The 26,183-nt window shown below is 68.1% G+C and carries 27 protein-coding genes; 8 read left to right on the top strand and 19 right to left on the bottom strand.

Annotated elements, in window-relative coordinates:
* Nucleotides 1-6: 6 nt before the first annotated feature.
* The 5 genes from ABD022_RS05700 to alr all read right to left on the bottom strand — a co-directional run bounded on the left by ABD022_RS05700 (nucleotide 7) and on the right by alr (nucleotide 4,969).
* Nucleotides 7-720, bottom strand: coding sequence for a 3-deoxy-D-manno-octulosonic acid kinase (locus ABD022_RS05700; RefSeq protein ID WP_343820410.1), 714 nt, complete (start codon nucleotides 718-720; stop codon nucleotides 7-9).
* Between the two features lie 246 nt (nucleotides 721-966).
* Nucleotides 967-1,743 carry a sulfite exporter TauE/SafE family protein gene (locus ABD022_RS05695; RefSeq protein ID WP_325124014.1) on the bottom strand — a complete coding sequence of 259 codons (777 nt, stop codon included), beginning with the start codon at nucleotides 1,741-1,743 and terminating at the stop codon, nucleotides 967-969.
* Between the two features lie 10 nt (nucleotides 1,744-1,753).
* On the bottom strand, nucleotides 1,754-3,112 hold the full coding sequence (gene radA / locus ABD022_RS05690) for a DNA repair protein RadA (RefSeq protein ID WP_325124013.1): 1,359 nt from the start codon (nucleotides 3,110-3,112) through the stop codon (nucleotides 1,754-1,756).
* Nucleotides 3,112-3,828 (bottom strand): SDR family oxidoreductase, encoded by a 717-nt coding sequence (locus ABD022_RS05685; RefSeq protein WP_325124012.1) that lies wholly within the window; start codon nucleotides 3,826-3,828, stop codon nucleotides 3,112-3,114. The genes radA and ABD022_RS05685 overlap by 1 nt, the downstream gene beginning before the upstream one ends.
* A 25-nt stretch (nucleotides 3,829-3,853) precedes the next feature.
* The gene (gene alr / locus ABD022_RS05680) at nucleotides 3,854-4,969 is read right to left on the bottom strand and encodes an alanine racemase (RefSeq protein WP_325124011.1); all 1,116 of its coding nucleotides are present in this window, start codon (nucleotides 4,967-4,969) and stop codon (nucleotides 3,854-3,856) included.
* Between the two features lie 114 nt (nucleotides 4,970-5,083).
* Between alr and hpnC the strand changes: the two genes are divergently transcribed.
* The 3 genes from hpnC to hpnE are packed head-to-tail and all read left to right on the top strand — an operon-like array spanning nucleotide 5,084 to nucleotide 8,203.
* The gene (gene hpnC, locus ABD022_RS05675; protein ID WP_343820408.1) at nucleotides 5,084-5,971 is read left to right on the top strand and encodes a squalene synthase HpnC; all 888 of its coding nucleotides are present in this window, start codon (nucleotides 5,084-5,086) and stop codon (nucleotides 5,969-5,971) included.
* Complete coding sequence (gene hpnD, locus ABD022_RS05670) at nucleotides 5,961-6,824, top strand: presqualene diphosphate synthase HpnD (RefSeq protein WP_325124009.1); 864 nt, start codon at nucleotides 5,961-5,963, stop codon at nucleotides 6,822-6,824. Before hpnC ends, hpnD begins: the two co-directional genes overlap by 11 nt.
* On the top strand, nucleotides 6,821-8,203 hold the full coding sequence (gene hpnE / locus ABD022_RS05665) for a hydroxysqualene dehydroxylase HpnE (protein WP_343820407.1): 1,383 nt from the start codon (nucleotides 6,821-6,823) through the stop codon (nucleotides 8,201-8,203). The genes hpnD and hpnE overlap by 4 nt, the downstream gene beginning before the upstream one ends.
* A 31-nt stretch (nucleotides 8,204-8,234) precedes the next feature.
* On the opposite strand, the gene rocF is transcribed toward hpnE, so the two are convergent.
* Together rocF and ABD022_RS05655 are read right to left on the bottom strand one after the other, a co-directional pair.
* Nucleotides 8,235-9,158, bottom strand: a complete 924-nt coding sequence (gene rocF, locus ABD022_RS05660; RefSeq protein ID WP_325124007.1) for an arginase — start codon at nucleotides 9,156-9,158, stop codon at nucleotides 8,235-8,237.
* Nucleotides 9,159-9,243: 85 nt separating this feature from the next.
* Nucleotides 9,244-10,329, bottom strand: a complete 1,086-nt coding sequence (locus ABD022_RS05655; protein ID WP_325124006.1) for an ornithine cyclodeaminase — start codon at nucleotides 10,327-10,329, stop codon at nucleotides 9,244-9,246.
* A gap of 249 nt (nucleotides 10,330-10,578) precedes the next feature.
* Here ABD022_RS05655 and ABD022_RS05650 point away from each other — a divergent pair, with 249 nt between their 5' ends.
* Nucleotides 10,579-11,004, top strand: coding sequence for an Lrp/AsnC family transcriptional regulator (locus ABD022_RS05650; protein WP_325124005.1), 426 nt, complete (start codon nucleotides 10,579-10,581; stop codon nucleotides 11,002-11,004).
* A gap of 6 nt (nucleotides 11,005-11,010) precedes the next feature.
* On the opposite strand, the gene thrC is transcribed toward ABD022_RS05650, so the two are convergent.
* The 3 genes from thrC to alaC are packed head-to-tail and all read right to left on the bottom strand — an operon-like array spanning nucleotide 11,011 to nucleotide 14,896.
* Entirely contained in the window at nucleotides 11,011-12,411 is a 1,401-nt protein-coding gene (gene thrC, locus ABD022_RS05645; RefSeq protein WP_343820406.1) for a threonine synthase, read from the bottom strand.
* Nucleotides 12,408-13,712 (bottom strand): homoserine dehydrogenase, encoded by a 1,305-nt coding sequence (locus tag ABD022_RS05640; RefSeq protein ID WP_325124003.1) that lies wholly within the window; start codon nucleotides 13,710-13,712, stop codon nucleotides 12,408-12,410. Before ABD022_RS05640 ends, thrC begins: the two co-directional genes overlap by 4 nt.
* Nucleotides 13,709-14,896 (bottom strand): alanine transaminase, encoded by a 1,188-nt coding sequence (gene alaC, locus ABD022_RS05635; protein ID WP_343820405.1) that lies wholly within the window; start codon nucleotides 14,894-14,896, stop codon nucleotides 13,709-13,711. Before alaC ends, ABD022_RS05640 begins: the two co-directional genes overlap by 4 nt.
* A gap of 183 nt (nucleotides 14,897-15,079) precedes the next feature.
* On the opposite strand from alaC, the gene ABD022_RS05630 reads away from it, so the two are divergent.
* The 4 genes from ABD022_RS05630 to pdxA are packed head-to-tail and all read left to right on the top strand — an operon-like array spanning nucleotide 15,080 to nucleotide 18,810.
* Nucleotides 15,080-15,529, top strand: a complete 450-nt coding sequence (locus ABD022_RS05630) for an Mth938-like domain-containing protein (protein ID WP_343820403.1) — start codon at nucleotides 15,080-15,082, stop codon at nucleotides 15,527-15,529.
* Nucleotides 15,526-15,996: a peroxiredoxin gene (locus ABD022_RS05625; protein ID WP_325124000.1), complete on the top strand. Its 471-nt coding sequence runs from the start codon at nucleotides 15,526-15,528 to the stop codon at nucleotides 15,994-15,996. The genes ABD022_RS05630 and ABD022_RS05625 overlap by 4 nt, the downstream gene beginning before the upstream one ends.
* Before the next feature lie 23 nt (nucleotides 15,997-16,019).
* Complete coding sequence (locus ABD022_RS05620) at nucleotides 16,020-17,801, top strand: PhoH family protein (RefSeq protein WP_325123999.1); 1,782 nt, start codon at nucleotides 16,020-16,022, stop codon at nucleotides 17,799-17,801.
* Nucleotides 17,782-18,810 (top strand): 4-hydroxythreonine-4-phosphate dehydrogenase PdxA, encoded by a 1,029-nt coding sequence (gene pdxA, locus ABD022_RS05615; protein ID WP_325123998.1) that lies wholly within the window; start codon nucleotides 17,782-17,784, stop codon nucleotides 18,808-18,810. Before ABD022_RS05620 ends, pdxA begins: the two co-directional genes overlap by 20 nt.
* Before the next feature lie 36 nt (nucleotides 18,811-18,846).
* Here pdxA and ABD022_RS05610 read toward each other — a convergent pair whose 3' ends face one another.
* From ABD022_RS05610 to ABD022_RS05570, 9 genes are all read right to left on the bottom strand, one after another.
* Nucleotides 18,847-20,220 carry a replicative DNA helicase gene (locus tag ABD022_RS05610; RefSeq protein ID WP_325123997.1) on the bottom strand — a complete coding sequence of 458 codons (1,374 nt, stop codon included), beginning with the start codon at nucleotides 20,218-20,220 and terminating at the stop codon, nucleotides 18,847-18,849.
* Between the two features lie 179 nt (nucleotides 20,221-20,399).
* On the bottom strand, nucleotides 20,400-20,855 hold the full coding sequence (rplI, locus tag ABD022_RS05605; protein WP_325123996.1) for a 50S ribosomal protein L9: 456 nt from the start codon (nucleotides 20,853-20,855) through the stop codon (nucleotides 20,400-20,402).
* 16 nt (nucleotides 20,856-20,871) lie between these two features.
* On the bottom strand, nucleotides 20,872-21,144 hold the full coding sequence (gene rpsR / locus ABD022_RS05600) for a 30S ribosomal protein S18 (protein ID WP_066456389.1): 273 nt from the start codon (nucleotides 21,142-21,144) through the stop codon (nucleotides 20,872-20,874).
* A 45-nt stretch (nucleotides 21,145-21,189) separates the two neighbouring features.
* Nucleotides 21,190-21,483: a primosomal replication protein N gene (priB, locus tag ABD022_RS05595; protein ID WP_325123995.1), complete on the bottom strand. Its 294-nt coding sequence runs from the start codon at nucleotides 21,481-21,483 to the stop codon at nucleotides 21,190-21,192.
* A gap of 19 nt (nucleotides 21,484-21,502) precedes the next feature.
* Nucleotides 21,503-21,871, bottom strand: a complete 369-nt coding sequence (rpsF, locus tag ABD022_RS05590) for a 30S ribosomal protein S6 (protein WP_325123994.1) — start codon at nucleotides 21,869-21,871, stop codon at nucleotides 21,503-21,505.
* A 212-nt stretch (nucleotides 21,872-22,083) separates the two neighbouring features.
* A complete protein-coding gene (folE2, locus tag ABD022_RS05585; protein ID WP_343820399.1) occupies nucleotides 22,084-22,896 on the bottom strand; it encodes a GTP cyclohydrolase FolE2 in 813 nt (270 codons plus the stop codon).
* On the bottom strand, nucleotides 22,893-24,755 hold the full coding sequence (dxs, locus tag ABD022_RS05580) for a 1-deoxy-D-xylulose-5-phosphate synthase (protein WP_343820430.1): 1,863 nt from the start codon (nucleotides 24,753-24,755) through the stop codon (nucleotides 22,893-22,895). The genes folE2 and dxs overlap by 4 nt, the downstream gene beginning before the upstream one ends.
* Nucleotides 24,756-24,764: 9 nt before the next feature.
* Nucleotides 24,765-25,682: a polyprenyl synthetase family protein gene (locus ABD022_RS05575; protein ID WP_325127354.1), complete on the bottom strand. Its 918-nt coding sequence runs from the start codon at nucleotides 25,680-25,682 to the stop codon at nucleotides 24,765-24,767.
* On the bottom strand, nucleotides 25,679-25,957 hold the full coding sequence (locus ABD022_RS05570; protein WP_325127356.1) for an exodeoxyribonuclease VII small subunit: 279 nt from the start codon (nucleotides 25,955-25,957) through the stop codon (nucleotides 25,679-25,681). The genes ABD022_RS05575 and ABD022_RS05570 overlap by 4 nt, the downstream gene beginning before the upstream one ends.
* Nucleotides 25,958-26,183: the final 226 nt, after the last annotated feature.

Genomic DNA, 26,183 nt, shown 5'->3' with positions numbered 1-26,183 from the left:
TCCCTATCATGGAGGAAAACAACGGGATAACGCATCCCACCACTGCGCTCCGCGCGCGCCGGCTACCTTAACCAAAGACCGGCGCAGGCGCAACCGGTTTTTTTTCGCCTGTTCCGGGGATACCACACCCAGGCGCGCGCGATCGAAGTCGATGATCCAGACCCGTTCGTCGGCATCGAAAAGGATGTTGTAGGCGTTCAGGTCCGCGTGCCAGACGCCCGCTGCATGCATCGCGTCGATGGCCCGCGCAACGGCGGCGGGATCGGCCCTGTCCAGACGTCCCGCCAGGGCCTGCGCGCCCTGGATGCGCGCCACCAGAATGGCGTTGCGGTAAAGAATTCCGCCCGGGTGCGGCCCGGTGGCGGCAATTCCTGCCCGCCAGTATGCCGCACCCAACGGCTCGGGCACCCGCAGTCCGGCCCGGCGCAGGTGGTCCAGCACCTTCACTTCGGCATAGGCCCGCACACGGGATTCTCCCAACCACAGGTAGGATTCGCGGCCACCCAGCCGCGCGCGCAGGCCGCCGCGCCGGTAATGGCGCAGGACGGCGGGGCCGTGGACCCCATCGACGAACCAGGCAGCCTGGCGGCCGCCCTCTCCCACCGGCACGGCGCCGGAGCGTGCCGCATCGAACCAATCCGGGCCGGCCTGTCCGGCAAAGCGTGCCGGCACGCAGAATGCACCGCCAGGAAAGCGGTGCACAGCCCAGTCTGGTGGCATGCAATTCATCACTCATGTCTCCCGGGCGACATCCGCCCCTCACTTCGCCGCCTGCATGCGGCTCGGATTCGGCAGGCACAGGACAGTCCCAATTGCACCATCTCTCCACCTCGCCGCCTGCATGCGGCTCGGATTCGGCAGGCACAGGACAGTCCCAATTGCACCATCTCTCCACCTCGCCGCCTGCATGCGGCTCGGATTCGGCAGGCACAGGACAGTCCGCAGGGGACTGTCCTGTGTCCTGCCTCATCCCCGCATCAGCAGCAGGCCCATGATGACCAACAGCATGCAGGCAAAGATCAGTTTCAGGCGTGCTTCGGGCAGCGCGTAGGCCAGGCGCACCCCGTAGGGTACGCACAGCAGGCTGCCGACGGCCAGGGGAATGCCCACCAGGCCGTGCGCCTGCCCGTGCCAGGCGTAGGTCGCCAGCGCCACGCAGGTGCCCGGCACGATCATCGCCAGCGCCACCGCCTGGGCCGAAGTCTGGCGCAAGTGAAAGAACGAGGTCAGGAAGGGTACCGCCAGCACGGCGCCACCCACGCCGAAGATTCCTCCGGCCAGCCCGGCGCAGACGCCGACGCAGAAATACCAGAGCTTGCGCACCTGGCCGACCTCGCGGTAGAACGCGGCCGGCCTGGGCCGGGCGCGGCGCCCCAGGCTCTCACGGAAATAGAACATGGCGATCAGAAACACGAAACCCGCATAGATGCGGCGCAGCAGCCAGGGATCGAGCCCCAGGGCGATCCGCGCTCCGATCCAGGTGCAGACGATGGAACTGCAGGCCCCGGCCGCCGCCGAGCGCCAGTCGATGGGCGCGTGCTGGTGATATTTGCGCAACGTGAGCAAGATGGCCGGCAGCACCATGATGAGCGCCGTCCCCTGGGCCGCCTGCTGCTCGTAGCCCAGGATCAGCCCCAGCAGGGGAATGGCGAACAGCCCGCCGCCGATGCCCAGCACCCCCCCCGAAAATCCGATCAGCCCGCCCGCGGCCAGGCAGGCGGGGATCAGCCAGAGTCCGTCCATCGCGAACCTCTCAGGCCAGCACGCCGAGCACGTCTTCGACGCGGTCGACGGCCTGGATGCGCAACCCCTCGATGGGCTGGCGCGGCAGGTTGGCGCGCGGGACGACGGCCAGCCCGAAGCCCAGCTTGGCGGCCTCCCGCAGGCGTTCCTGGCCGCGCGGCGCCGGCCGGATCTCGCCCGCCAGCCCGATCTCGCCGAAGGCCAGCAAACCGGCCGGCAGAGGCCGGTCGCGCATGGACGACAGGATCGCCAGGGCCACGGCCAGGTCGGCGGCAGGTTCCATGATGCGCACGCCGCCGACGGCATTGACGAAGACATCCTGGTCGTAGGTGGCGATCCCCGCATGGCGATGCAGCACGGCCAGCAGCATGGCCAGGCGGCTGCTTTCAAGGCCCACGGACAGCCTGCGCGGATTGGGGACATGGGCCGTGTCCACCAGAGCCTGCACTTCGACCAGCAGCGGGCGGGTGCCTTCCTGGGTGGCCATGACGCAGGAGCCGGCAACCTCGCGCGAATGGCCCGCCAGGAACAGCGCGGACGGATTGCTCACCCCGCGCAGGCCCCGGTCGGTCATGGCGAATACACCCAGCTCGTTGACGGCGCCGAAACGGTTCTTGATGGCCCGCACCAGGCGGAACGAAGAATGAGTGTCGCCCTCGAAATACAGGACGGTGTCGACGATATGCTCCAGCACGCGAGGGCCGGCCAGAGCGCCGTCCTTGGTGACATGGCCGATCAGGATCAGGGTGATCCCGGTCTGCTTGGCGATGCGGGTCAGCTGGGCGGCGCATTCGCGCACCTGGGACACCGAGCCGGGGGCTGCCGTCAGTTCGCCGGAATACAGGGTCTGGATGGAATCGATGACCGCCACGCCAGGCTGGCGCTCGACCAGGGCCTGGGTGATCTGCTCCAGGCGGATTTCGGCCAGCAGGTCAACACCATCGCCCGATACGCCCAGGCGCTGGGCACGCAGGGCGACCTGCTCGGCGGACTCTTCGCCGGTGACGTAGAGCACCGGACCGCGTTCGGACAGGCTGGCAAGCGCCTGCAGCAGCAGCGTCGATTTGCCGATTCCCGGATCGCCACCGATCAGCACCACGGCGCCGGCCACCAGGCCTCCGCCCAGGACGCGGTCGAACTCCTCGATGCCAGTGGGATTGCGCGCCTGTTCGCGCGCCTCGATCTCGGACAGGCGGCGCACCGGGGTGGAGGCAGCCAGCGGCGCATAACGATGGCCGGCGGCCGCGGCCGGGGATTCGCGGGTTTCCTGCAGTGTGTTCCAGGCGCCGCAATGCGGGCAGCGGCCTTCCCATTTGGGAGAAGTGCCGCCGCAATCGGAGCAAAGGAACAGGGTTCGTGCCTTGGCCATCAGCGGCCCGCCAGGCTGCCGCCGCCGTCGACGCCGATTTCCTGACCGGTGATGAAGGCCGCCCCATCGCCCAGCAGGAACACCACGGCGGCGGCGACTTCGTCGGCCTGGGCCAGGCGCCCCATGGGAATGGTTGCCAGCACGGCTTTTTCGGCATCGCTGCCGACCGGGCATTCGGCGCGGAACAGGCCCGTCTCCACGGGACCGGGCGAGACCGCGTTGACCGTGATGCCATGGGGCGCCAATTCCAGCGCCCAGGTACGGGTGCAGCCCAGCAGCGCGCTCTTGGCCGCCGCATAGCTGGTATGCCCGGCCTGGCCATGCACCACGCGGCCACACAGATTGACGATGCGCCCGGATTTGCGCGCCTTCATGCCCGGCACGAAGGCCTGCACCGCCTGGACGGCGACGCGCACGTTCAGATCGAAGGCCTGGTACAGCGAGGCCAGGTCGACCTCGCCCAGGGGTTCGGGCATTGCCGGCCCCACGCAGTTCACCACGGCGTCGACCGGGTATTTCTCGCGGATGACGCGCAGCAATTCCTCGGTCTCGCCGGCATTGGCCAGGTCACAGGCATACAGGTAGCCGGGAAAATCGATGTCGGCCACGTGCCGCGCCAGGCCGACGACATGGCAGCCCTGGTCGGCCAGGCGCTGGCTGACGGCCCAGCCGATGCCTTTGGTCGCGCCGGTGACGAGCACACAACTGTTCTTCATGGGGTATTCCTCCGCAGGCGGGGATTCACAGGACGCGGCGCGGCACCCGGGGCGTCACGGCGGTAAGCAGTTCATAGCCGATGGTGCCGCAGGCGGTGGCCACTTCGTCCACCGAGGGCCCGCCCTGCCCCCACAGCACGACCGGGGCCCCCACTGCCGCACCGGGCACGGGGTCCAGGTCCACGGCCAGCATGTCCATGGACACCCGGCCGACCAGGCGCGAGCGCACCCCGTCCACGACGACCGGCGTCCCGCTGGGCGCGTGGCGGGGGTAGCCGTCGGCATAGCCGCAGGCGACGATGCCGACCCGCATGTCGCGGGGCGCACGGAAAGTGTGGCCATAGCCCACCGATTCGCCGGCCGGGACCCGATGCACGCCGATCAGGCGGGCGGACAGGGTCATGGCCGGGCGCAGGCCGAAGGTATCGGCAGGCCGGTCGGCGAAGGGCGAAGCCCCGTACAGGCAGATGCCCGGGCGCACCCATTGAGGGTCGCCGGCGATCCCCGCCGCCAGCCCCGGTGTCAGGGTGGCGGCCGAGTTGCACAGGCTGACGGGGCCGGACAGACCATCGGTCGCCCGCAGGAAACAATCGATCTGGTCCCGCGTGACGGCCGGATCGTCGTCCGCGCGGGCGAAGTGGGTCATCGTGCCGACCTGCCCCAGCACGCCGTCGGCCTGCAGGGCCAGCGCGCGCACATGGGCCGCACGGAACTCGTCCGGCTGGAAACCGAGCCGGTGCATGCCGGTGTTCAACTTGACGAAAGCGTCGATCTGCCGGGCGACGGGGCTGGATTCCAGCATGTCGAACTGCTCGGTGCAATGCAGCGCGGCACCTATGTGGTAATGCACCAGGACATCGAGATCGGCCGGCTCGAAGAAGCCTTCGAGCAGCAGCAGGGGGCCGGTCCAGCCCAGCTCGCGGCAGCGCACGGCTTCTTCCAGGTCCAGCATCGCCAGGCCGTCGGCCTGGTCGAAGCCCGCCAGCGCGGCTTCCAGGCCGTGCCCGTAGCCGCGCGCCTTGATCACGGCCCAGATGAATGGCGTGGCACCAGGAGCGTCCTGCCGCAGGCGATCGGCCACCGTATGCAGATTGTGGGACAAGGCTTCGGTGTCGATCGTCGCCAGAATCGGGCGCGGCATGGATTCCCCCGGAAAGACGGACAAAGGAAGCGGCGGCCCTGAAACCGGGTCCGGACACAAGTCGTTCAGAATCGGGCAGCCGGTTCAGAAAGGCCCTAAGTATACTGCCTCATCATGGCAGTCGATCACTATGAAAACTTCCCCGTGGCGTCTCTGCTGCTGCCCGCCCGGCTGCGTCCGGCGGTGCGCAACCTGTATGCCTTCGCGCGCGGCGCGGACGACATCGCCGACGAGGGCGATGCGCCGGCGCATGCGCGCCTGGAGCGGCTGGAGGCCTGGCGCGCCGCGGTCCGCGACCTGGGGGCCGGCCGGCCCATCCAGGCGCCCCTGTCCGACGCAGACCGGGCGATCTTCGCCCGTCTGGGCGACACGCTCGTGCGCCACCGGTTGCCCGTCCAGCCACTGCTGGACCTGCTGTCCGCCTTCGTCCAGGACCTGAGCGTCACCCGCTACGCCGACGAACCCGCCCTGCTCGATTACTGCCGGCGTTCGGCCAATCCGGTCGGCCGGCTGATGCTGCACCTGTACGGCCGGACGGATCCCGCCGACCTGGCCCAGTCCGACGCCATCTGCACGGGACTGCAGCGGGTGAACTTCTGCCAAGACGTGGCGCTGGATCACGCCAAGGGCCGCTGCTACATCCCCCTGGACTGCCTGGAGCGCCACGGCCTCGATCCGGACGACCTGGACGCGCTGTGCGCGGATCCGTCCAGGCCGCCACCCGATGCCTGGCGGAACGTGGTGCGCGAACAGGCTGGCCTGGCCCGCCGCGCCCTGCTGGCCGGCTGCCCGCTCGCCTGGCGCCTGCCCGGGCGCATCGGCCTGGAACTGCGCATGGTGGTGCACGGCGGCCTGCGGATCCTGGATAAACTGGCGGCAGGCGGCTACAACCCTTGGGCGGACCGGCCCATCCTGAGCCGGACCGATGCCTTCCTGCTATGCTGGCGCGCATTCCATAAGCCGCGTCCCGACGCAGCCTTGCCCGAACACCATGACTCCTGACGAATACTGCCAGCAGAAAGCCGCACGCAGCGGCTCGAGCTTCTACTACGCCTTTCTGTTCCTGCCGCCGGAACAGCGCCGCGCCATCACCGCGCTGTACGCCTTCTGCCGCGAGGTGGACGACATCGTGGACGAGGTGAGCGAAGCTTCCGTCGCGCGGATGAAGCTTGCCTGGTGGCGCGACCAGGTCGGCCTGATGTTCGACGGCACGCCCGACCATCCGGTGGCCATCGCCCTCGCCCGGCACGTCCGCGCCTTCGGCCTGAGCCCCGAGCCCTTCTATGCCGTGATCGAAGGCATGGAGATGGACCTGGACCAGTTCCGCTACGCGGACTGGGCCACCCTGCGGGAGTACTGCTGGCGTGCCGCCGGCGTGGTCGGCGACCTGTCGGCCGCCATCTTCGGCCACACCGATCCACGCACGCTGGAATATGCGGAAACGCTGGGCCTGGCCTTCCAGATGACGAACATCATCCGCGACGTGGGCGACGATGCACGGCGCGGCCGCATCTACCTGCCCGCCGACGATATGGCCCGCCACGGCGTGACGGTGGACGACATCCTCGACGGCCATTACACCGAAGGCTTCCAGGCCCTGATGCGCCAGCAGACCGAACGCGCGCGCGGGCTGTACCGCGATGCGATGCGCGCCCTGCCGGAAGCCGATCGCCGCGCACAGCGGCCGGGCCTGATGATGGCCGCCATCTACGCCGCCCTGCTCGACGAGATCGAACGCGACGGCTGGCACGTGCTGGACCAGCGCATCGCCCTGACGCCGATCCGCAAGTTCTGGCTTGCCTGGAAGACCTGGGTCGGCGGCGGACGGGGGCTGGTGCACCGACTGGCGCGATGAGCGCGATTGACGGATCCGTACGGCATGCGGGCGGCCAAGCGCGGGACGCGCAGCATCGGGACAATCCGCTGAATGGCATTGCCGTCATCGGCGCCGGTTGGGCAGGCCTGGCTGCCGCGGCGCGACTGCAGCGTGCCGGCCGCGCGGTGCGGGTCTACGAAGCCGCCGCCGCGCCGGGAGGCAGGGCGCGTCGGATCGAACACCCCGGGCTGGGCCTGCGAATCGACAACGGCCAGCACATCCTGCTGGGCGCCTACACCAGCACCCTGGCCCTGATGCAATCCCTGGGCGTGGATCCGGCGCACGCCCTGCTGACCAGCGACCTGGATCTGCGATCGGCCGATGGCGGTCTCAGGCTGAAATTCTGGCCGCTGCCCGCGCCACTGCACCGGCTGGGCGTTCTGCTGGGCAGCCGCGGACTGGACGGATGGCGGGGCCGCCGCCACCTGGCCAGGGCATTCGGCTCACTGAAGCCGGAATGCATCCCCTCTGTCGCGACTGTCGTGGACTGGCTGGCGAGCCTGGACTGCCCTCCCGGCCTGCTGGCACGCCTCTGGGAACCCCTGTGCCTGGCCGCCCTGAATACGCCGGCGCACGCGGCCCAGGCACGCCTGTTCGTTCGCGTGCTGGCCGACAGCCTGGGAGCCGGGCCGGCCGCCAGCCGCATCCTGATTCCCCGGGGCAGCCTGCATGATCTCTGGCCCGCGCGCGTCTGCGCACTGCTCGGCGACGGACTCGAGCGCCGCAGGGTGCGCGAGGTCACGCCGGCCCCCGAAGGAGGTTGGCAGGTGGACGGCAACCTGCACGAGGCCGTCATCCTGGCCGTACCCTGCCCCGAAGCCCGGCGGCTGCTGGCGCCGCTGCCGGGCGCCGCGGACTTCATGCGCAACTGGTCGCTGCCGCCGCACTCTGCCATCGGCACACTGACGCTGCGGCTCGGGCGACCCTGGAATTCGGGCCATCCCATGCTGCTGCTGCGCGACGATCCGGCCCACGACGCCTGGGGACAATGGCTGTTCGACCGCAGCGCCAGTGCCGGCGCGGACGCCGACCGCCGGCTGGTCCACGTGGTGATCGGTGCGGCCGACCGCTACGCCGGCCGGGAGCCGGCACGCATCGCGGCTGGCATCGAGGCCCAGATCCGCGCCCAGGCGGCAAAGGGATCACGCCCGCCGCTGCCGGAAATCGAGGCCCATGCCCTGGTGACGGAACGCAGGGCCACGTTCGACGCCATCCCGGATCTGCAGCGCCCGGGCGCTGCAACCCCCTGGCCCGGCCTGCTCCTGGCCGGCGACTGGACCGACACCGGCTATCCGGCCGTGCTGGAAGGCGCGGTGCGCAGCGGACTGAACGCGGCGGACCGCATCCTGGCCGCCTGAATCCCGCCGGATCGCGCCGGCAGGAAACACATCATCCTCGCGGACGGCGAACCAGGGTGCTCTTGCCGAACAGGCTTTCGACCAGTTCGACGGCAACCAGCGCCGTGCCGTTGCGCACGTCCAGGGCCGGATTCAGTTCCACGATATCCACCGAACCGACCCGGCCCGTATCGGCCAGCATCTCCATGCACAACTGGGCTTCGCGCCATGTCGGGCCGCCCCGCACCGTGGTGCCGACTCCCGGGGCATAGTCCGGATCCAGGAAATCGACATCGAAACTGACGTGGACATGGGCATCCGCAGGCAGGCCGCCCAGGGCGGCTTCCATGACGGCGCGCATGCCGCGCTCGTCGATCGTGCGCATGTCGTACACGTCCAGCCGCTGCTCGTGGACGAATTCGCGCTCGCCCGCGTCGACGCTGCGGATGCCGATCATCCGGAGCTCCTCGGGCCTCAGGGCCGGCTCGGAGCCGCCCAGGTCCACCAGCCCGGCCGGACCGAAGCCGCACAGGCAGGCGACCGGCATGCCATGCAGATTGCCGCTGGGCGTCAGCCACGCCGTGTTGAAGTCGGTATGGGCGTCCAGCCAGAACACCCGCAGGGGTCGGCCTGCGCGTCGGCAATGCCGCGCCACGGCACCCACCGATCCGACACCCAGGCTATGATCGCCGCCCAGTACCAACGGCAGGCGTCCCTCGCGCAACTGGGCCGTCACGGCCTGGAACACCAGGGCGTTCCAGGACTGGACCTGCTCCAGGTGGCGATAGCCATGGACCGGTGGCTGCCAGGGGTTGCCGGGACCGGCCAGATCACCGGTGTCCAGCACGCGGTACCCCTGGCGCTCCAGGGCAGCCGCCAGGCCCGCCACACGCAGGGCCTGGGGCCCCATCGATGCGCCACGTGCGCCGGCGCCAATGTCGGTGGGGGCGCCCACCAAGGCAATTTCCATGCTCATGGTTCGGTCCTTCCGCCATCGTCCGAAGAAAAGACGGCCTCCTCCGTCCCGCGCTCTTGCAGTGCGTCCGTGCCAGCGCGCGCCATCATGAAGCCAGTGCCGGCACGCCCCGGAGTTCGCCCTGCAGCCAGCCATACAGGTCGCGTGGATCCGGCTGGCCGGGCGTGACGTCCACCCAGCGCCCCACTCCGTGGGCCTCGGCCTGTGCGCGGAGGAAACGCAGCGAAGAATAGTCTTCCAGCGCGAACCCGACCGAGTCGAACAGCGTCACCTGGTCGGAGTGGGTCCGCCCCGGTGCATCGCCCGCAAGGACGCGCCACAATTCGGTCACGGGAAAATCAACCGGCATCTGCTGGATTTCGCCTTCCTTGCGAGTCTGGGGCGGGAACTCGACGAAAACGTCCGCGCGCCGCAGGATCGCCGGATCCAGCTCGGTCTTGCCAGGGCAGTCGCCGCCCACGGCGTTCAGATGCATGCCCGGTTCGATCAGGCTGCCGTCCAGCACCCGCGCGCGGCCCTGGAATGCCGTGACGGTCGTGACGATGTCCGCGCCCCGCACGGCCTGGGCCGCTGAATCGCAGAGCCGCACCGACAGCGGGCGCCCCGGCAATTCCGCCGATTCGAGATTGCGTGCCAGGCGTTCCGAAGCGCCGCGGTCCACGTCATAGAGGCGCAGATCGCGCACCCCCAGCAAGGCAGCGAAGGCCAGGGCCTGGAAATCGCTCTGGGCCCCATTGCCGATCAGCGCCATCGAATGGCTGTCGCGCCGCGCCAGCACCTGGGCGGCCAGCGCCGACATCGCCGCCGTGCGCAGCGCCGTGGTCAGGGTCAGTTCCGCCATCAGACGGATCATGCCGGTGTCGCAATCCAGCAGCGCGCCCATCGCCATCACGGTGGGCAGTCCATGGCGCCCGTTGCCCGGATGACCATTGACGCACTTGAAGCTGTAGTGCGTGCCGTCGGTGATGGGCATCAGTTCGATGGTGCCCTGCTCCGAATAGGCTGCGATGCGGGCTTCCTTGTCGAATTCCGGCCAGCGCAGGTAATCGGCACGCAGCGTGCCGGCAAGCCCACGCAGGCAATCGGTCAGGCCCAGGATGCCGATCAGCCGGGCCACATCGTGGGTATCCAGAAACAGGGTGCGTGGCCGCACCGGAGCATGGGCGTGCATGGCGTGTCTCCTTGGTATCCGATGTGATGCGCCCAGTGTGGCCCAAGGGGATGACAATGTATATCGTCAATTCTGCCGCCATTTCGCCAGAAAACTGGCAAAATGGCATAAGAAATTGAGCAGAATGTACAACACACGCCGGTAGCTGCTCGCCCCCGGGCGCGCATTCCGGTGTAACCGGCCAGGCCGTGCGGGGAATGCCCGAATGCCTCGCGGGCACCGTCCGGCCGTCCAAAGGAGCATGCCGCCATGGATTCGACCGACCTGGCCCTGATCGCCCTGCTGCGCAAGGACGCCCGCGCCAGCGTGGCCACGCTGGCGCGCAAGCTGGGCGTGGCGCGCGGCACGGTCACCCAGCGCATGCACCGGCTGGAGGACGCAGGGCTGATCGTGGGCTATACCGTGCGCCTTCGGCCCGATGTCGAGCCGCATACGATCCGCGCCTGGATGGGCATTGCCGTCGAGGGCAACGAGGCCCGCGCCGTGATCGCCAGCCTGCTGGGCGAGCCGGGTGTCGCCACCCTGCACGACACCAACGGCCGCTGGGATCTGCTGGCCGAATTGCGGGCGGCCGACCTGCAGGAACTGTCGCAGGTGCTGGAACGCATCCGCCTGATCCGCGGCATCAGCCAGTCCGAGACCAGCATCCACCTGCAGACCTACCGGACGGCCTGAAGTGTTCTACAGCGCGTGGCGCCGCATGTAGTCGGCCACCAGGCGGGCGTCGCAGTCCATCACTTCGACACGCTGAGGCAGGCGGTCCAGGTCACGCAGCGCATCCGGCACTTCCGGCGCCTCGCCGATGGCCTCGATAATGGTCTCGGCGAACTTGGCCGGCAGTGCCGTTTCCAGCACCAGCATGGGCACGCCGTCCTCCAGGTGCTCCAGAGCGACCTTCACCCCGTCGGCCGTATGCGGATCGATCAGCACGCCGGTCTCGTCGCGGATGTCGCGGATGGTCCGCAGGCGGTCAGCGTGGGTGCTGGCACCCGCCACGAAACCGTAGCGGTCGGTGAACGAGGACCGCAGATCGGACAGATCAAACTGGCCAGTGGCCTGCAGTTCCGCCATCAACGCCCGCACGCGGGCCGGATCGCGGCCCACCAGGTCGTAGACGAAGCGCTCGAAGTTCGAAGCGCGCGAGATGTCCATCGACGGGCTGGACGTGGCATGCGTCTGGCTGGCGGAACGCGGCCGGTAGATGCCCGTGCGGAAGAATTCCTCGAGCACGTTGTTTTCATTGGTGGCCAGCACGAGGCGGCGGATGGGCACGCCCATCTCGCGCGCAATGTGGCCGGCCAGGATGTTGCCGAAATTGCCCGAAGGCACGGCATAGGACACGGGCTCGCCGGGCCCCTGGGTGGCCCGCAGCCAGCCCCAGACGTAGTACACCACCTGGGCTGCGATGCGCGCCCAGTTGATGGAGTTGACGGCACCCAGACGATGGGCGCTCTTGAATTCCAGGTCGCCGGCCAGGGCCTTGACGATGTCCTGGCATTCGTCGAACACGCCGCGCACGGCGATGTTGTGGATATTGGCATCCTGCAGCGAGTACATCTGGGCGCGCTGGAAGGCGCTCATGCGCCCGTGCGGGGACAGCATGAACACGGCCACGCCGCGCTTGCCGCGCAGCGCGTACTCCGCTGCCGAGCCGGTATCGCCCGACGTTGCGCCCAGGATGTTGAGCGTCTGGCCGCGCTGTGCCAGCACGTATTCGAAGACCTGGCCCAGGAACTGCATGGCCATGTCCTTGAAGGCCAGCGTCGGCCCTTCGGACAGCCCCAGCAGGGACAGCCCCGGGCGCAGCGGCTTGAGCGGCGCAATGCGGGGAAACACGCTGGGCGCGTAGGCGGCGCGCGTCATGCGGGACAGGTCGTCGGACGGGATGTCGTCGATGAACAGGCCCAGCACGCGTGCGGCCAGATCGGCATAGTCCAGGCCCCGCCAGGACTCCAGGGTGGCCGCGTCGAGCCTGGGCGGGGTTTCGGGCAGGGTCAGCCCGCCGTCGGGCGCCAGGCCTTCAAGCAGGATGTCGCAGAAGGGCTGCGGGGCCATGCCGCCCCGGGTGGACATATACTTCAATTGATGTTCTCCACGCGCAGGCGGGTCACGTCCGAACGCACGAAAGGCAGGCGCTGAATCGCGTCCAGCGCCTGGTCCACGTCGCCCTCGCGCGCTTCGTGGGTGAGGAAGATGATGTCGGCCTGATGCTCGCCGTGGGGCTGCTGGAACATCGACCCCACGGAGATCCCGGCAGCCGACAGCACGCGTGCCAGGTCGGCCAGCACGCCGGGCCGGTCGTCGACCCGCAGGCGCAGGTAGAAACTGGTCCGCACATCGGCCATGGGCAGCACCGGAATGTCGGCCATGGCGTCTGGCTGGAAGGCCAGGTGCGGCACCCGGTGCTCGGGGTCGGCCATCTGCAGCCGCGCCACGTCGACCAGGTCGGCCACCACGGCCGAGGCAGTGGGCAAGGCGCCCGCGCCCTGGCCGTAGTACAGCGAGGGACCGACCGCATCGCCGCGCACCAGCACGGCATTCATGGCGCCTTCCACATTGGCCAGCAGGCAGTGGTCGGGCACCAGCGCGGGATGGACCCGCAGTTCGATGCCTTCCGGGCGGCGGCGGGTGATGCCCAGCAGCTTGATGCGATAGCCCAGGCGTTCCGCGTGGACGATGTCTTCGGAAGCCAGGCGGGAAATGCCTTCGATGTAGGCCTTGTCGAACTGCACCGGGATGCCGAAGGCCAGCGAGGCCAGCAGCGTGAGCTTGTGGGCCGCGTCCACGCCCTCGATGTCGAAAGTGGGATCGGCTTCGGCGTAGCCCAGGCGCTGTGCCTCGGCGAGCACGGCGTCGAAAGGCAGGCCGCGCTGGCGCATTTCGGAAAGAATGAAATTGGTCGTGCCGTTGATGATGCCGGCCAGCCACTGGATCCGGTTGGCCGTCAGGCCCTCGCGGATGGCCTTGATGATCGGGATGCCGCCCGCCACGGCGGCCTCGAAGGCGACCATCACCCCACGCTCCTGGGCGGCAGCGAAGATCTCGTTGCCGTGCACGGCCAGCAGGGCCTTGTTGGCCGTGACCACGTGCTTGCCCTGGGCAATGGCCTGCAGGATGCAGTCGCGGGCGACCGTATCGCCCCCCATCAGCTCGACGATGATGTCGATGTCCGGATCCTGCGCCAGCGCCATGCAGTCGGTGGTGACGGCGACATCGGCGCCGACCAGCGCACGCGCCTTGGCCACGTCGCGCACCGCCACGGCGGCGACTTCGATGCGCCGCCCGGCGCGGCGGGCGATCTCGCCGCCGTTCTGGGCCAGGACCGTCCAGACCCCGCCGCCGACGACACCCAGCCCGAGCAAACCAACACGGATCGGTTTCATTTGAGCAGCCCGTCCTTGCGGAACATGTCCTTGATGCCGCGCACCGCCTGGCGGGTGCGCTGCTCGTTCTCGATCAGGGCGAAGCGCACGTATTCGTCGCCGTATTCGCCGAAGCCGATGCCGGGAGACACGGCGACCTTGGCGTCGGCCAGCAGGCGCTTGGAGAATTCCAGCGATCCCAGGGCACGGTAGGGCTCGGGGATGTGCGCCCAGATGTACATGGACGCCTTGGGAATGTCCACGGGCCAGTCGGCTTCGTGCAGTCCGCGCGCCAGCACGTCGCGACGGCTGCGGTATTGCTCGACGACTTCCGACACGCAGTCCTGAGGTCCTTCCAGGGCGGCGATGGCGGCCACCTGGATGGGCGTGAAAGTACCGTAGTCGTGGTAGCTCTTGATGCGCGCCAGCGCATTGACCAGTTCGCGGTTGCCCACCATGAAGCCGATGCGCCAGCCGGCCATGTTGTAGCTCTTGCTCATGGTGAAGAATTCCACCGCCACGTCGCGCGCGCCGGGCACCTGCATGATGGAAGGCGCCACGTACCCGTCGAACGTGATGTCGGCATAGGCCAGGTCGTGCACGACCAGGATGCCGTGCTCGCGCGCCAGCGCCACGATGCGCTCGAAGAAGGACAGATCCACGCACTGGGCCGTGGGATTGCTGGGAAAGCCCAGGATCATCATCTTGGGCCTGGGAATGGTTTCGCGCACCGCGCGCTCGATCTCGTCGAAGAAATCCAGGCCGGGCGTCATCGGCACCGAGCGGATGTTCGCCCCGGCGATCACCGCACCGTAGATGTGGATCGGGTAGCTGGGGTTGGGCACCAGCACCGTGTCTCCCCGGTCGAGCGTGGCCAGCATCAGGTGCGCCAGGCCTTCCTTGGAGCCGATGGACACGATGGCTTCCGAATCCGGATCGATGTCCACCCCGTAGCGCCGCTGGTACCAGGTGGAGATGGCCCGGCGCAGGCGCGGGATGCCCTTGGAGACCGAATACCCGTGGGTATCGGGACGCCGGGCGACTTCCACCAGCTTGTCGACGATATGCTGCGGCGTGGGGCCGTCCGGATTGCCCATCGACATGTCGATGATGTCCTCGCCGCGCCGCCGTGCGGCCATCTTGAGTTCCCCGGTGATGTTGAACACGTAGGGGGGCAGGCGCTCGATGCGCGGAAAGCTCGTCATGATGGTCCTCGGAAGGTCAGCTGGAATCGTGCGGATGGATGCGGTGCAGCAAACTCGATAATCTATCGCATGCGTCCGCGACTCGCAAATGGTCGGGCCCCGAGCGCCGCTCCGAAGCAAAAATGTGGCGGCGCGGCCGCGCGATCGATTGCGCTATCATCACAGGAACACCGGAGCCTGCCCGTGCTACTGCAAAAAGATCTGAACCCCGCGCTCAACACTGTCACCGCCTACGGCGACGGCTTCCTGGAAATCAACCGCGTCCGCTACGAAGGCGCGATCTGTTTCGCCCCCGAAGGCCCGGTCCGCAACGTCGCCGTGCGTTCGGCCGCGCAGATCGACGCCGCTTTCCTCCAGGACCTGATCGGCCTGAAGCAGGCCCCGCGCGATCCGCTCGCCTTCCTCGACGACGAGGCGCCTGCCGTCGAACTGCCCGACAACGCCCCCGAAGTGCTGCTGATCGGCACCGGTCCGCGCCAGGTCTTCCTGCGCCCCGATGTGCTGCGGCCTTTGCTGGCGCTGGGGATCGGCATAGAAACCATGACCACCCAGGCGGCCGCCCGCACCTACAACATCCTCATGTCAGAAGAACGGCGCGTGCTCGCCCTGCTGCTACCCGGAGACCCCTCATGACCACCATCGCCATCGGCCGCCCGCTGCCGCCGCTCACCGCCGAATCCACCCAGGGCACCTTCGATTCGGCCGCGCTGCAGGGCAAGCCCTTCGTCCTGTATTTCTACCCCAAGGACAACACGCCGGGCTGCACCACCGAAGCCCAGGATTTCCGCGACCGCCACGCGCAGTTCCAGGCCCTGGGTTGCGAAATCTATGGCATTTCGCGCGACACGCTGAAGTCCCACCAGGGCTTCATCGACAAGCAATCCCTGCCCTTCCCGCTGATCGCCGACCCCGACGAAACGCTGTGTTCGCTGTTTGGCGTCATGAAGCAGAAGAACATGTACGGCAAGCAGGTGCGCGGCATCGAACGCAGCACGTTCCTGGTCGACCGGCAGGGTGTCCTGGTTCAGGAATGGCGCGGCGTGCGCGTTCCGGGGCACGTGGACGAAGTTCTGCAAGCCGCGCAAAACCTGGGCGCCTGAGCGCCGCCTTCCCAGGAGCCTTCATGCCCCTTCCGAAACCGCCGGCCCGTCCGGGCGATCTCGTCGAAACCACGGCCCGCGCCACACCGCGCCAGGCGTCCCCGGCCGCCGTGCCCGGCCCGGCGCTCGACACGTCCCGCTCCGCCTCGCGCGGGCGCAGCACGAAGTCCCGCCCGGTTGCCGCCATCCTGTCCAAACCCGCGACACCCGCGCCCAAGACCGCGCCTGTCGCCGCACCGGCCCCGGTTCCTGCGGCTGCTCCGGCCGCGCCTGCACGCACCGCCAAGGCGCCCGCGGCGGACAAGCCCGTTCCGCCCCCCGCAAGCCCGGCCCCGGCCACCGCACCCGCTCCGACACCCCGGCCTTCCGCTACCCGCGCACGGCCCAGGCGCCTGCCGACTGCGCAGCGCAAACTGTTCGTGCTGGACACCAACGTGCTGCTGCACGATCCTTCGTCCCTGTTCCGCTTCGCCGAACACGACGTCTTTCTGCCCATGATCGTGCTCGAAGAGCTCGACCACCAGAAGAAAGGCATGTCCGAGGTCGCACGCAACGCCCGCCAGGTCAGCCGCTACCTGGACCAGTTGATCGGCACCGCCGACCTTTCGCAGGGTGTTCCGCTGGATTCGCTGGGCAACAGCGAAGCCCTGGGCGCGCTGTATTTCCAGACCCGCCCCACCGATACCCGCCTGCCCCTGGAACTGCCGATGGGCAAGGCCGACAACGTGATCCTGGGCATCGTCCATGGATTGCGCCAGGAAAACCCGAAGCGCGAGATCGTGCTGGTGTCCAAGGACATCAACATGCGCCTGAAGGCCCGGGCGCTGGACCTGCCGGCCGAGGACTACCTGAACGACCACGTCCTGGACGACTCCGACCTGCTCTACGACGGCGTCATGCCGCTGCCGGAGAACTTCTGGAACAAGCACGGCAAGGATATCGAATCCTGGCAGCAGAACGGCCTGACCTGGTACCGCGTGCGCGGGCCGCTGTGCAGCCAGTTCATCGTCAACGAATTCGTCTACTACGAAGGCGAGATGCCGCTGTATGCCCAGGTGCGCGAGGTCACGGGGAAAAGCGCCGTGCTCTCCACCCTGCGCGATTTCAGCCATGCCAAGAACAGCGTCTGGGGCGTCACCACGCGCAACCGCGAACAGAACTTCGCCCTGAACCTGCTGATGAACCCCGACATCGACTTCGTGTCGCTGCTGGGCCAGGCGGGCACCGGCAAGACCCTGCTGGCGCTGGCCAGCGGCCTGGCTCAGACGTTCGAAACCAAGCGCTATACGGAAATCATCATCACCCGCGCAACCGTGCCGGTGGGCGACGATATCGGCTTCCTGCCCGGCACCGAAGAAGAAAAGATGCTGCCCTGGATGGGAGCGCTGGAAGACAACCTGGAAGTCCTGCACCAGGGGGCAGCGGGCGCGCTCGGCGTCCCGGGCGGCAGCAACGGACAGGACTGGAACAAGACGCCCGCCATGGACCTGATCCGTTCGCGCATCAAGGTCAAGTCCATGAATTTCATGCGCGGCCGCACCTTCCTCAACAAATTCCTGATCATCGACGAGGCCCAGAACCTGACGCCCAAGCAGATGAAGACCCTGGTCACCCGCGCAGGCCCGGGTACCAAGATCGTCTGCCTGGGCAACATCGCCCAGATCGATACCCCCTACCTGACTGAAGGCAGTTCGGGACTGACTTACGTGGTGGATCGTTTCAAGGGCTGGCCGCACGCAGGCCACATCACCCTGCAGCGCGGCGAGCGCTCCCGCCTGGCCGACTATGCCAGCGACGCCCTCTGACCCGGGCATCCCGGCCGCACCCGCCGGCGCCCCTCTGGCCATCACGCTGGGAGACGCCGCGGGCGTCGGCCCGGAACTGATCGTGCGCCTGTTCGCCGAGGGCCTGCCCCACCCCGCCGTCGTCTACGGCGATGCCGGCGCCCTGCGGCGCGCCTGCCGGGCGCTGGGGCTGGATGGCAGCCTGGAAGTCCGCCCGCTGGAAACGCCCGGCGCGGGCACCACGCGGGGCGTGATCGGCGTGCTGAACCGCTGGGACGAACTGCCGGCGGACCTGCCCTGGGGCCGCGAGGACGCCCGCGCCGGGCGCGGCGCCTACGAATACCTGTGCCATGCGATCGACGACGCCCTGGCCGGCCGGGTCCGGGCGCTGGTGACGGCGCCACTGCACAAGGGGGCGCTGCACGCAGCCGGCATCGACTTCCCCGGTCATACGGAAATCCTGGCGCAGCGCACCGGCACGGCGGAATACGCCATGATGCTGGCCAACGACGAACTGCGCGTGCTGCTGGTGACCATCCACATCGCCCTGGCCGAAGTCCCCGTGGCGCTCAGCCCCGAAGCCGAACTGCGCGCCATCCGCCTGGCCCACCGGGCCTGCCGCCAGGCCGGCATCGCCCGGCCGCGCATCGCCGTGGCGGGACTGAACCCGCACGCGGGCGAAGGCGGAGCCTTTGGCGACGAGGAAACCCGCCATATCGCACCGGCCATCGCGGCCGCCCGGGCCGCGGGCCTGGATGCCAGCGGCCCCTGGCCGGGCGATACCGTGTTCATGCGGGCCCGCAAGGGTGAATTCGACATCGTGGTCGCCCAGTACCACGACCAGGGGCTGATCCCGGTGAAATACCTGGGTCTGGACGAAGGCGTGAACGTGACCGTGGGCCTGCCGTTCGTGCGCACCAGCGTGGACCACGGCACGGCCTTCGACATCGCGGGACACGGCCTGGCCGACCCGGCCTCGCTGCGTGCGGCCGTGCGCATGGCGCTGCGGATGACCCGGGATACGGAATAGTCCCCGCGGAACGAGCCGCGGTCAGGCCGTGCGCCGTCAGAATTCCGGGGCCGTCGAGAAATTCAGGAAACGGGTGCTGGAGCCCTGGAAGGTCAGGCGCACCGTGCCGATCGGGCCGTTACGCTGCTTGCCGATGATGATCTCGGCCGTGCCCTTGTCCGGCGAATCGGGATTGTAGACCTCGTCGCGATAGATGAAGATGATCACGTCGGCATCCTGCTCGATGGCCCCGGATTCGCGCAGATCGCTCATGACGGGCCGCTTGTTGGGGCGCTGTTCCAGGCTGCGATTGAGCTGCGACAGTGCGATCACCGGGCAGTTCAGTTCCTTGGCCAATCCCTTCAGCGATCGGCTGATCTCCGAGATTTCCGTGGCGCGGTTCTCGCCGGAGCCGCTGGCGGACATCAGCTGCAGGTAGTCGATGATGATCAGCCCCAGCTGCCCGCACTGGCGCGCCAGACGCCGCGCCCGGGCGCGCACCTCCATCGAGGTCAGCGCGGGGGTCTCGTCGATGTAGATCTGGGCCTCCTCGACCTTCTGCACGGCATGCGTCAGGCGTGGCCAGTCGTCCTGGTTCAGCTTGCCGGTGCGCATGCGGTGCTGGTCCAGCATGCCGACCGAGCCGATCATGCGCATGGCCAGCTGCACGGCGCCCATTTCCATGGAGAACACGGCCACCGGCAGCCCCTGCTCGATGGCGACGTGCTCGCCGATATTCATGGAAAAAGAGGTCTTGCCCATGGACGGGCGCCCGGCCACGATCACCAGGTCGCCCGGCTGCAGGCCCGAAGTCATGCGGTCCAGGTCGTTGAAGCCGGTCGGCACCCCGGTCACGTCGGAATCGCCCTCGCGGTGGTAGAGCTCGTCGATGCGTTCGACCACCTGGGCCAGCAGCGGGCGGATTTCCTGGAATCCTGCCATGCCGCGCGAGCCTTCCTGGGCGATCTGGAAGACGCGGGACTCGGCTTCGTCGAGAATCTGCCGGGCTTCCTTGCCCTGGGGGTTGAAGGCGGCCGAGGAAATCTCGTCGGCGATCGAGACCAGCTTGCGCAGCATGGAACGCTCGCGCACGATTTCCGCATAGCGGCGGATATTCGCCGCCGAAGGCGTGTTGTGCGCGAGCGCGTTCAGGTACGGCAGGCCGCCGCATTCGTCGGCCTTGCCCGCGGTGGCCAGGGATTCATGAACCGTGACGACGTCTGCCGGCCGCGCCAGCGCCACAAGCCGGGCGATGTGCTGCCAGATCAGGCGGTGGTCGAAGCGGTAGAAATCGTCCTCGGTGAGGACGTCCGCGACCCGGTCGAAGGCGGCGTTGTCCAGCAGCAGACCGCCCAGCACCGATTGCTCGGCCTCGATGGAGTGCGGCGGCACACGCAGATAATCCAGTTGCGCGTCGGCTTCGATTTCCAAACCTTTCCCTTCCTCGAAATAAAAACGCCCCATGCCGGGCGGGCGGGTGGCTGCATGCCGCTCGTTGTCTGCCGGGCGGCCCGGCAGCAAAGAAAAAGGCCGGCATGGCGCCGGCCTTTTCAGCGGCGCCGCGCCACCCTACCGAGAGGAATGTAGCACGGCGCGCAACGGGTGGTGCGTCAGGCCATTTCGCCTTGCACGGTGAGCGTGATGTCGGCCACCACGTCGGCGTGCAGCGCAACCTGCAGCGGGAATTCACCCACGGCCTTGATGGCGCCGTCCGGCATGCGGACCTGTGCCTTGTGCACGTCGGTGAAGCCGGCGGCCTGCAGCGCGGCAGCCACGTCCATGTTGGTGACCGAACCGAACAGGCGGCCGTCGACACCGGCCTTCTGGCTGATGTTCAGCGCATAGCCCGACAGCTTCTCGGCCACGGCCTGGGCCGCGGCCAGCTTTTCGGCCTGTTGCTTTTCGAGCTCGGCGCGACGGGCCTCGAATTCCTTCAGGGCGGCGTCGGTGGCGCGGCGGGCGATCTTCTGGGGGATCAGGTAGTTGCGGGCGTAGCCGTCACGCACACGAACCACGTCGCCCAGGTTGCCGAGATTGACGACTTTTTCAAGCAGGATGACTTGCATGACTGGGAACCTCGGATCAGTTGTGGTTGTCGGTGTACGGCAACAGGGCCAGGAAGCGCGCGCGCTTGATGGCGGTGTCCAGCTGGCGCTGGTAGTGCGCCTTGGTACCGGTCAGGCGAGCGGGGATGATCTTGCCGTTTTCCTGGATGAAATCGCGCAGGGTGTCCAGATCCTTGTAGTCGATCTCTTCGACCTTGGCGACGGTGAAGCGGCAGAACTTGCGGCGCTTGAACAGCGGATTCTGCTGCCCGAACTTGCGCTTTTCCTTGGATTTCTTGAAGTAAGCCATGATGGTTGCCTTTCTCTGTGGCCGGGCCATGCCCGGCATGTTCATTCAGTGTGCCTGCGCGATCCGCTGGATGTGAAACACCAGTCGGTCCGAACCCTGCCGGAGGGGAGCCAGGAATCCGATGGCCTGGATCGGTGTACCGATCGGCGTTGCGGCCAGTTCGCTGGCCACGTCCCCCAGGGCCACCGCCTGCAATTCCATGCGTACGGTGCGGGGGGCGCCGGCCTCGATGACCTCGGATTCGTGTTCCATCCGGAGCCGCAGCACCGGCGTGCCCGCCGGCGTGTGGCGCAGCGGCTCGGCCTCGGCCACGCGCGCTGCGATTTCGACCCGGTTCACGGAATGCGCGTGCTCCGGATCAGGAATTCGTGGACTCGGTGGCGGTCGCCTTGCGGGCTTCCTCGCGCTCGACCGACTTCATCATGATGGAAGGCTCGGTGTGGGCGTGCTTGGTCTTGACGAACAGGTGGCGCAGGATCGCGTCGTTGTAGCGGAACGAGTGCTCGAGCTCATCCAGCGCGGCCTGGCCGCATTCGATGTTGAAGCACACGTAGTGGGCCTTCACGAGCTTCTGGATGGGATAGGCCAGCTGGCGGCGGCCCCAGTCCTCGACGCGGTGGATCTGGCCGCCATTGCTGGTGACCATGGCCTGGTAGCGCTCGATCATGGCGGGCACCTGCTCGCTCTGATCGGGATGCACGATGAACACTACTTCGTAGTGGCGCATGTAAGACTCCTTGTGGATATCTGTGATGTTGACAGACAGCCCGCCGGCACGATGCGATACCCCGTTTTCTGGCATCGCGGGCACGCCGCAAAACGGCATGCCAAAGGCACGGTCGAGCAAGTAACCTGGCATTCTAGCACATTCAGCATGCTTGCCGAAAGATGCCCAGGCCCATCGGGCCACCGCCGCAGTTGCCAGGCGACGGGCGCGGCTCAGCCGCTGTGCACCACGGCGTAGGCGGAATGGTTGTGGATGGATTCGAAGTTTTCCGCCGTGACCTGGTAGGAAGCCACGCCCGGCAGGCGCTGAAGCATCACGGCGACGTCGCGCACCAGGTCCTCGACGAACTTCGGGTTTTCATACGCCCGCTCGGTGACGAATTTTTCGTCGGCGCGCTTGAGCAGCCCCCACAGCTCGGAAGAGGCCTGCGATTCCACGCCGCGGATCAGCGCGTCCAGGTCGACAGCCTGGACCTGACTGTATTCCAGTTCCACCGAAACGTGTGAGCGCTGGTTGTGGGCGCCGTATTCCGAGATCGCCTTCGAGCACGGGCACAGGCTGGTCACCGGCACCAGGACGGACAGGGAAAAGCGCGGCGCCTCGCCCCGGCGGGCGCGGACCGACCAGCACACCTGATAGTCCATCAGGCTGCCCACGCCGGATACCGGCGCCTGCTTTTCGATGAAGTAGGGAAAGCGGGCGGCGACGTCGCCCGCGTCGGCATGCAGCAGGTCCAGCATGGACTGCGCCAGGCCGCACAGGGCGGCGGGCGTCATGGGCCGGGCGCGATGCGATTCCAGCAGCGCGATGAAGCGGGACATGTGCGTGCCCTTTTCATCGGCCGGCAGGGCCACGGTCATTTCCCAGTCGGCGATGGTCGCCTGGGGCTGGCCGTCGCCCGCCGCCACCAGCAGGGGGTGGCGAACGCCGCGCACACCCACCCTCTGGATGGCAATCCGGCGCGTGTCCGGCCCGCTTTGCACATCCGGCATCGCCATCGTCACCGGATCCAGCAGGGTGTTCATGAAGCATTCCTTTTCAAACGCTGGCGTATCGACGCCTCGATTCCGTCGGCATCCAGGCCGAGATCGGCAAGGATGACCTTCTGGTCCCCGTGATCGATGAATTCATCCGGCAAACCCAGTTGCAGGATCGGGCGGACGATCGCCTCCCGGTTCAGCCATTCGGCGACCGCGCTGCCCGCGCCTCCCATGACGGCGCCTTCCTCGACCGTGACGAAAAGGTCGTGGGTTTCGGCCAGGCGCCGCAGCAGCGCCTCGTCGAGCGGCTTGACGAAGCGCATGTCCACCAGCGTGGCGTCCAGCGATTCTGCCGCCCGCGCGGCTTCGGGCAGCAGCGTGCCGAACACCAGCAGCGCCACATCCCGGCCCTCGCGGCGCACCACGGCGCGGCCGATCTCGACCGGTTCCAGGCCATCGCCCGGATCGACGCCGCAACCGGCGCCTCGCGGGTAGCGCACCGACGCCGGCCCGGGGTGAAGGAAGCAGGTGCTGAGCAGCAGGCGCGCCTCGGATTCGTCCGACGGCGTGGCGACGACCAGGTTGGGGATGCAACGCAGATAGGCAATGTCGTAGTTGCCGGCGTGCGTCGCCCCATCGGCACCGACGATGCCGGCCCGGTCCAGGGCAAAGGTCACATCCAGATTCTGCAGTGCCACGTCGTGGATCAGCTGATCATAGCCGCGCTGCAGGAAAGTGGAATAGATGGCCACCACGGGCTTGCAGCCCTCGCAGGCCAGGCCGGCGGCAAAGGTGACGGCATGCTGCTCGGCGATGCCGACATCGAAATAGCGCTGCGGAAAACGGCGCTCGAATTCGACCAGGCCGCTGCCCTCGCGCATGGCGGGCGTGATGCCCACCAGGCGTGCGTCGGCGGCGGCCATGTCGCACAGCCAGGTGCCGAAGACCTGGGTGAAGGTCTGGCGCGCTGGCTTGGCAGGCTTCTGGATGCCGACCGAAGGATCGAATTTGCCCGGGCCGTGGTAGAGGACCGGATCGGCCTCGGCCAGCTTGTAGCCCCGGCCCTTGCGCGTCACGACGTGCAGGAACTGCAGGCCGCCGAGCCGCCGCAGGTTTTCCAGGGTGGGGATCAGCACGTCCAGGTCGTGTCCGTCGATCGGCCCCATGTAATTGAAGCCCAGCTCCTCGAACAGCGTGGCCGGGGACAGCATGCCCTTGGCGTGGCCTTCCAGCTTGCGTGCCAGCGCCAGCACGGGCGGCACGTGCTGCAGCACGGCCCGGCCCATGTTCTTGGCATGGGCGTAGAACTGCCCCGACATCAGACGGGCGAAGTAGTAGTTCAGGGCCCCCACCGGTGGCGAGATCGACATGTCGTTGTCGTTCAGCACGACCAGCAGATTGACATCGGGGGTGACGCCGGCGTTGTTCAGGGCCTCGAAGGCCATGCCGGCCGTCATGGCGCCGTCGCCGATCACGGCAATGTGCTGGCGGTCGATGCCGGCATTGCGCGAAGCGACCGCCATGCCCAGCGCGGCGGAGATCGAGGTCGACGAATGCGCCGTGCCAAAAGCGTCGTAGGGCGATTCCGCGCGCTTCGGAAAGCCCGAGATCCCGCCCTGCTGGCGCAGGCCGGCCATGGCCTCGCGCCGCCCGGTCAGGATCTTGTGCGGGTAGGACTGATGGCCCACGTCCCAGATCAGCCGGTCGTTGGGCGTATCGAACGCATAGTGCAGCGCCAGGGTGAGCTCGACGGTACCCAGGTTCGAGGACAGGTGCCCCCCGGTGCGCGACACGGAATCCAGCACGAACGCACGCAACTCGACCGCCAGATCCTTGAGGTCCCGACGGTCCAGCCGGCGCAGGTCCTGCGGCGATTGGATGCCTTCCAGTAATCTAGTCATGATGCCTTGGATCTAATGGGAACGGCCGATGATGTAGTCGGCCAGTTCGCGCAGCCGGCACGCCGACGGCCCCAGCGGCAGCAGTGCGGTGCAGGCCTGTTCGCGCAAGCCGGCCAGGAGTTCGCGAGAACCTTCGAGCCCCATGATGGAAACGTAGGTCGGCTTGCCCTGGACGGCATCCTTGCCGGCGGTCTTGCCCAGGGTGGCCGAATCCGCGGTCACGTCCAGGATGTCATCCACCACCTGGAAGGCCAGGCCCATGGCCGAGGCGTAGGACTCCAGCCCGGCGCGCACCGTGCTGCTGGCCCCGGCCACCACCCCGCCCAGCAGCACGCTGGCTTCGAGCAATGCCCCGGTCTTCATGCGGTGCATGTGCTGCAGCGCCTCGATCGGCAGTTGCCGGCCGACGCTGGCGCAGTCGATGGCCTGGCCGCCGACCATCCCCTCGCTGCCCGCGGCGCGGGCCAGCAGCTGGACGGCCTGGACGATCAGGGCCGGCGCAATGGGCATCTGGGCCAGGCAATCGAAAGCCAGCGGCTGCAGCGCGTCGCCGGCCAGCATGGCCAGCGCCTCGTCGTTGAACTGGCGATGCACGGTGGGCCGGCCCCTGCGCAGGTCGTCATCGTCCATGCAGGGCAGGTCGTCGTGGATCAGCGAATAGGCGTGGATCAGTTCCACGGCGGCGGCGGCCGCGTCCAGCGCCAGATCCTGCGCAGCGGCCGCCCCGCTTCCCGAACGGCTGGCCTCGCCGGCAGCATACACCAGCGCGGCGCGCACCCGCTTGCCCGGGCCCAGGACGGCGTAGCGCATGGCCTCGTGCAGGCGCGCGGCGTCGTCCTGCACGGGCGGCAGCAGATCGTCGAGCACCGTCGCGACGTGTTCCACCCGGTCGCGCAGCCAGGCATCGAAATGACCGGTGGCTGCGGTCATGTCGCGTCCCGCGCCGCAGCGTCGTCGAACGGCTGGAGCAACTGGCCCTGGAGCACCTGGACCTGCTGCTCGACGGCCTCGAGCCGGCGCTGGCAGATCTGGGCCAGCGCCACACCGCGCTGATACAGGGCGATGGATTCGTCCAGGCCAAGGTTGCCGTCGTTCATGCGGCCAGCCAGATCCTCGAGCTCGGCCAGCGCCGTCTCGAAGTCCTGGGGCAATGGATCGGCAGGCCGGGGGGTGCGGTCCGGCTGCGGGGTTTGATCGTCGACCATGGGTTTCATCTGTGCATTCCAGACTGGATTGTACGGGAACCCCGCCGGACCATGAAACCGTGCCGGCCCCGGTGACTTACGGGGTAGGGTACAATTTCGTCCCCTGCCCCGGACCGGGCCTTGCGCCATGCCGGGGCCATGCGGTCCGGTCGCAAACGCGATCGACCGGCTCGGGCGTTTTTCTTCGCGCCGCCCCGGCCGCCGTTCCTTTTCCACCCTGCCCGGA

It is taken from the genome of Castellaniella daejeonensis, assembly GCF_039523555.1.
GTDB classification, from domain to species: domain Bacteria; phylum Pseudomonadota; class Gammaproteobacteria; order Burkholderiales; family Burkholderiaceae_B; genus Castellaniella; species Castellaniella daejeonensis.
Note: the sequence above shows the minus strand (reverse complement) of the source record. Positions and strands in the feature narration are given on the sequence as shown.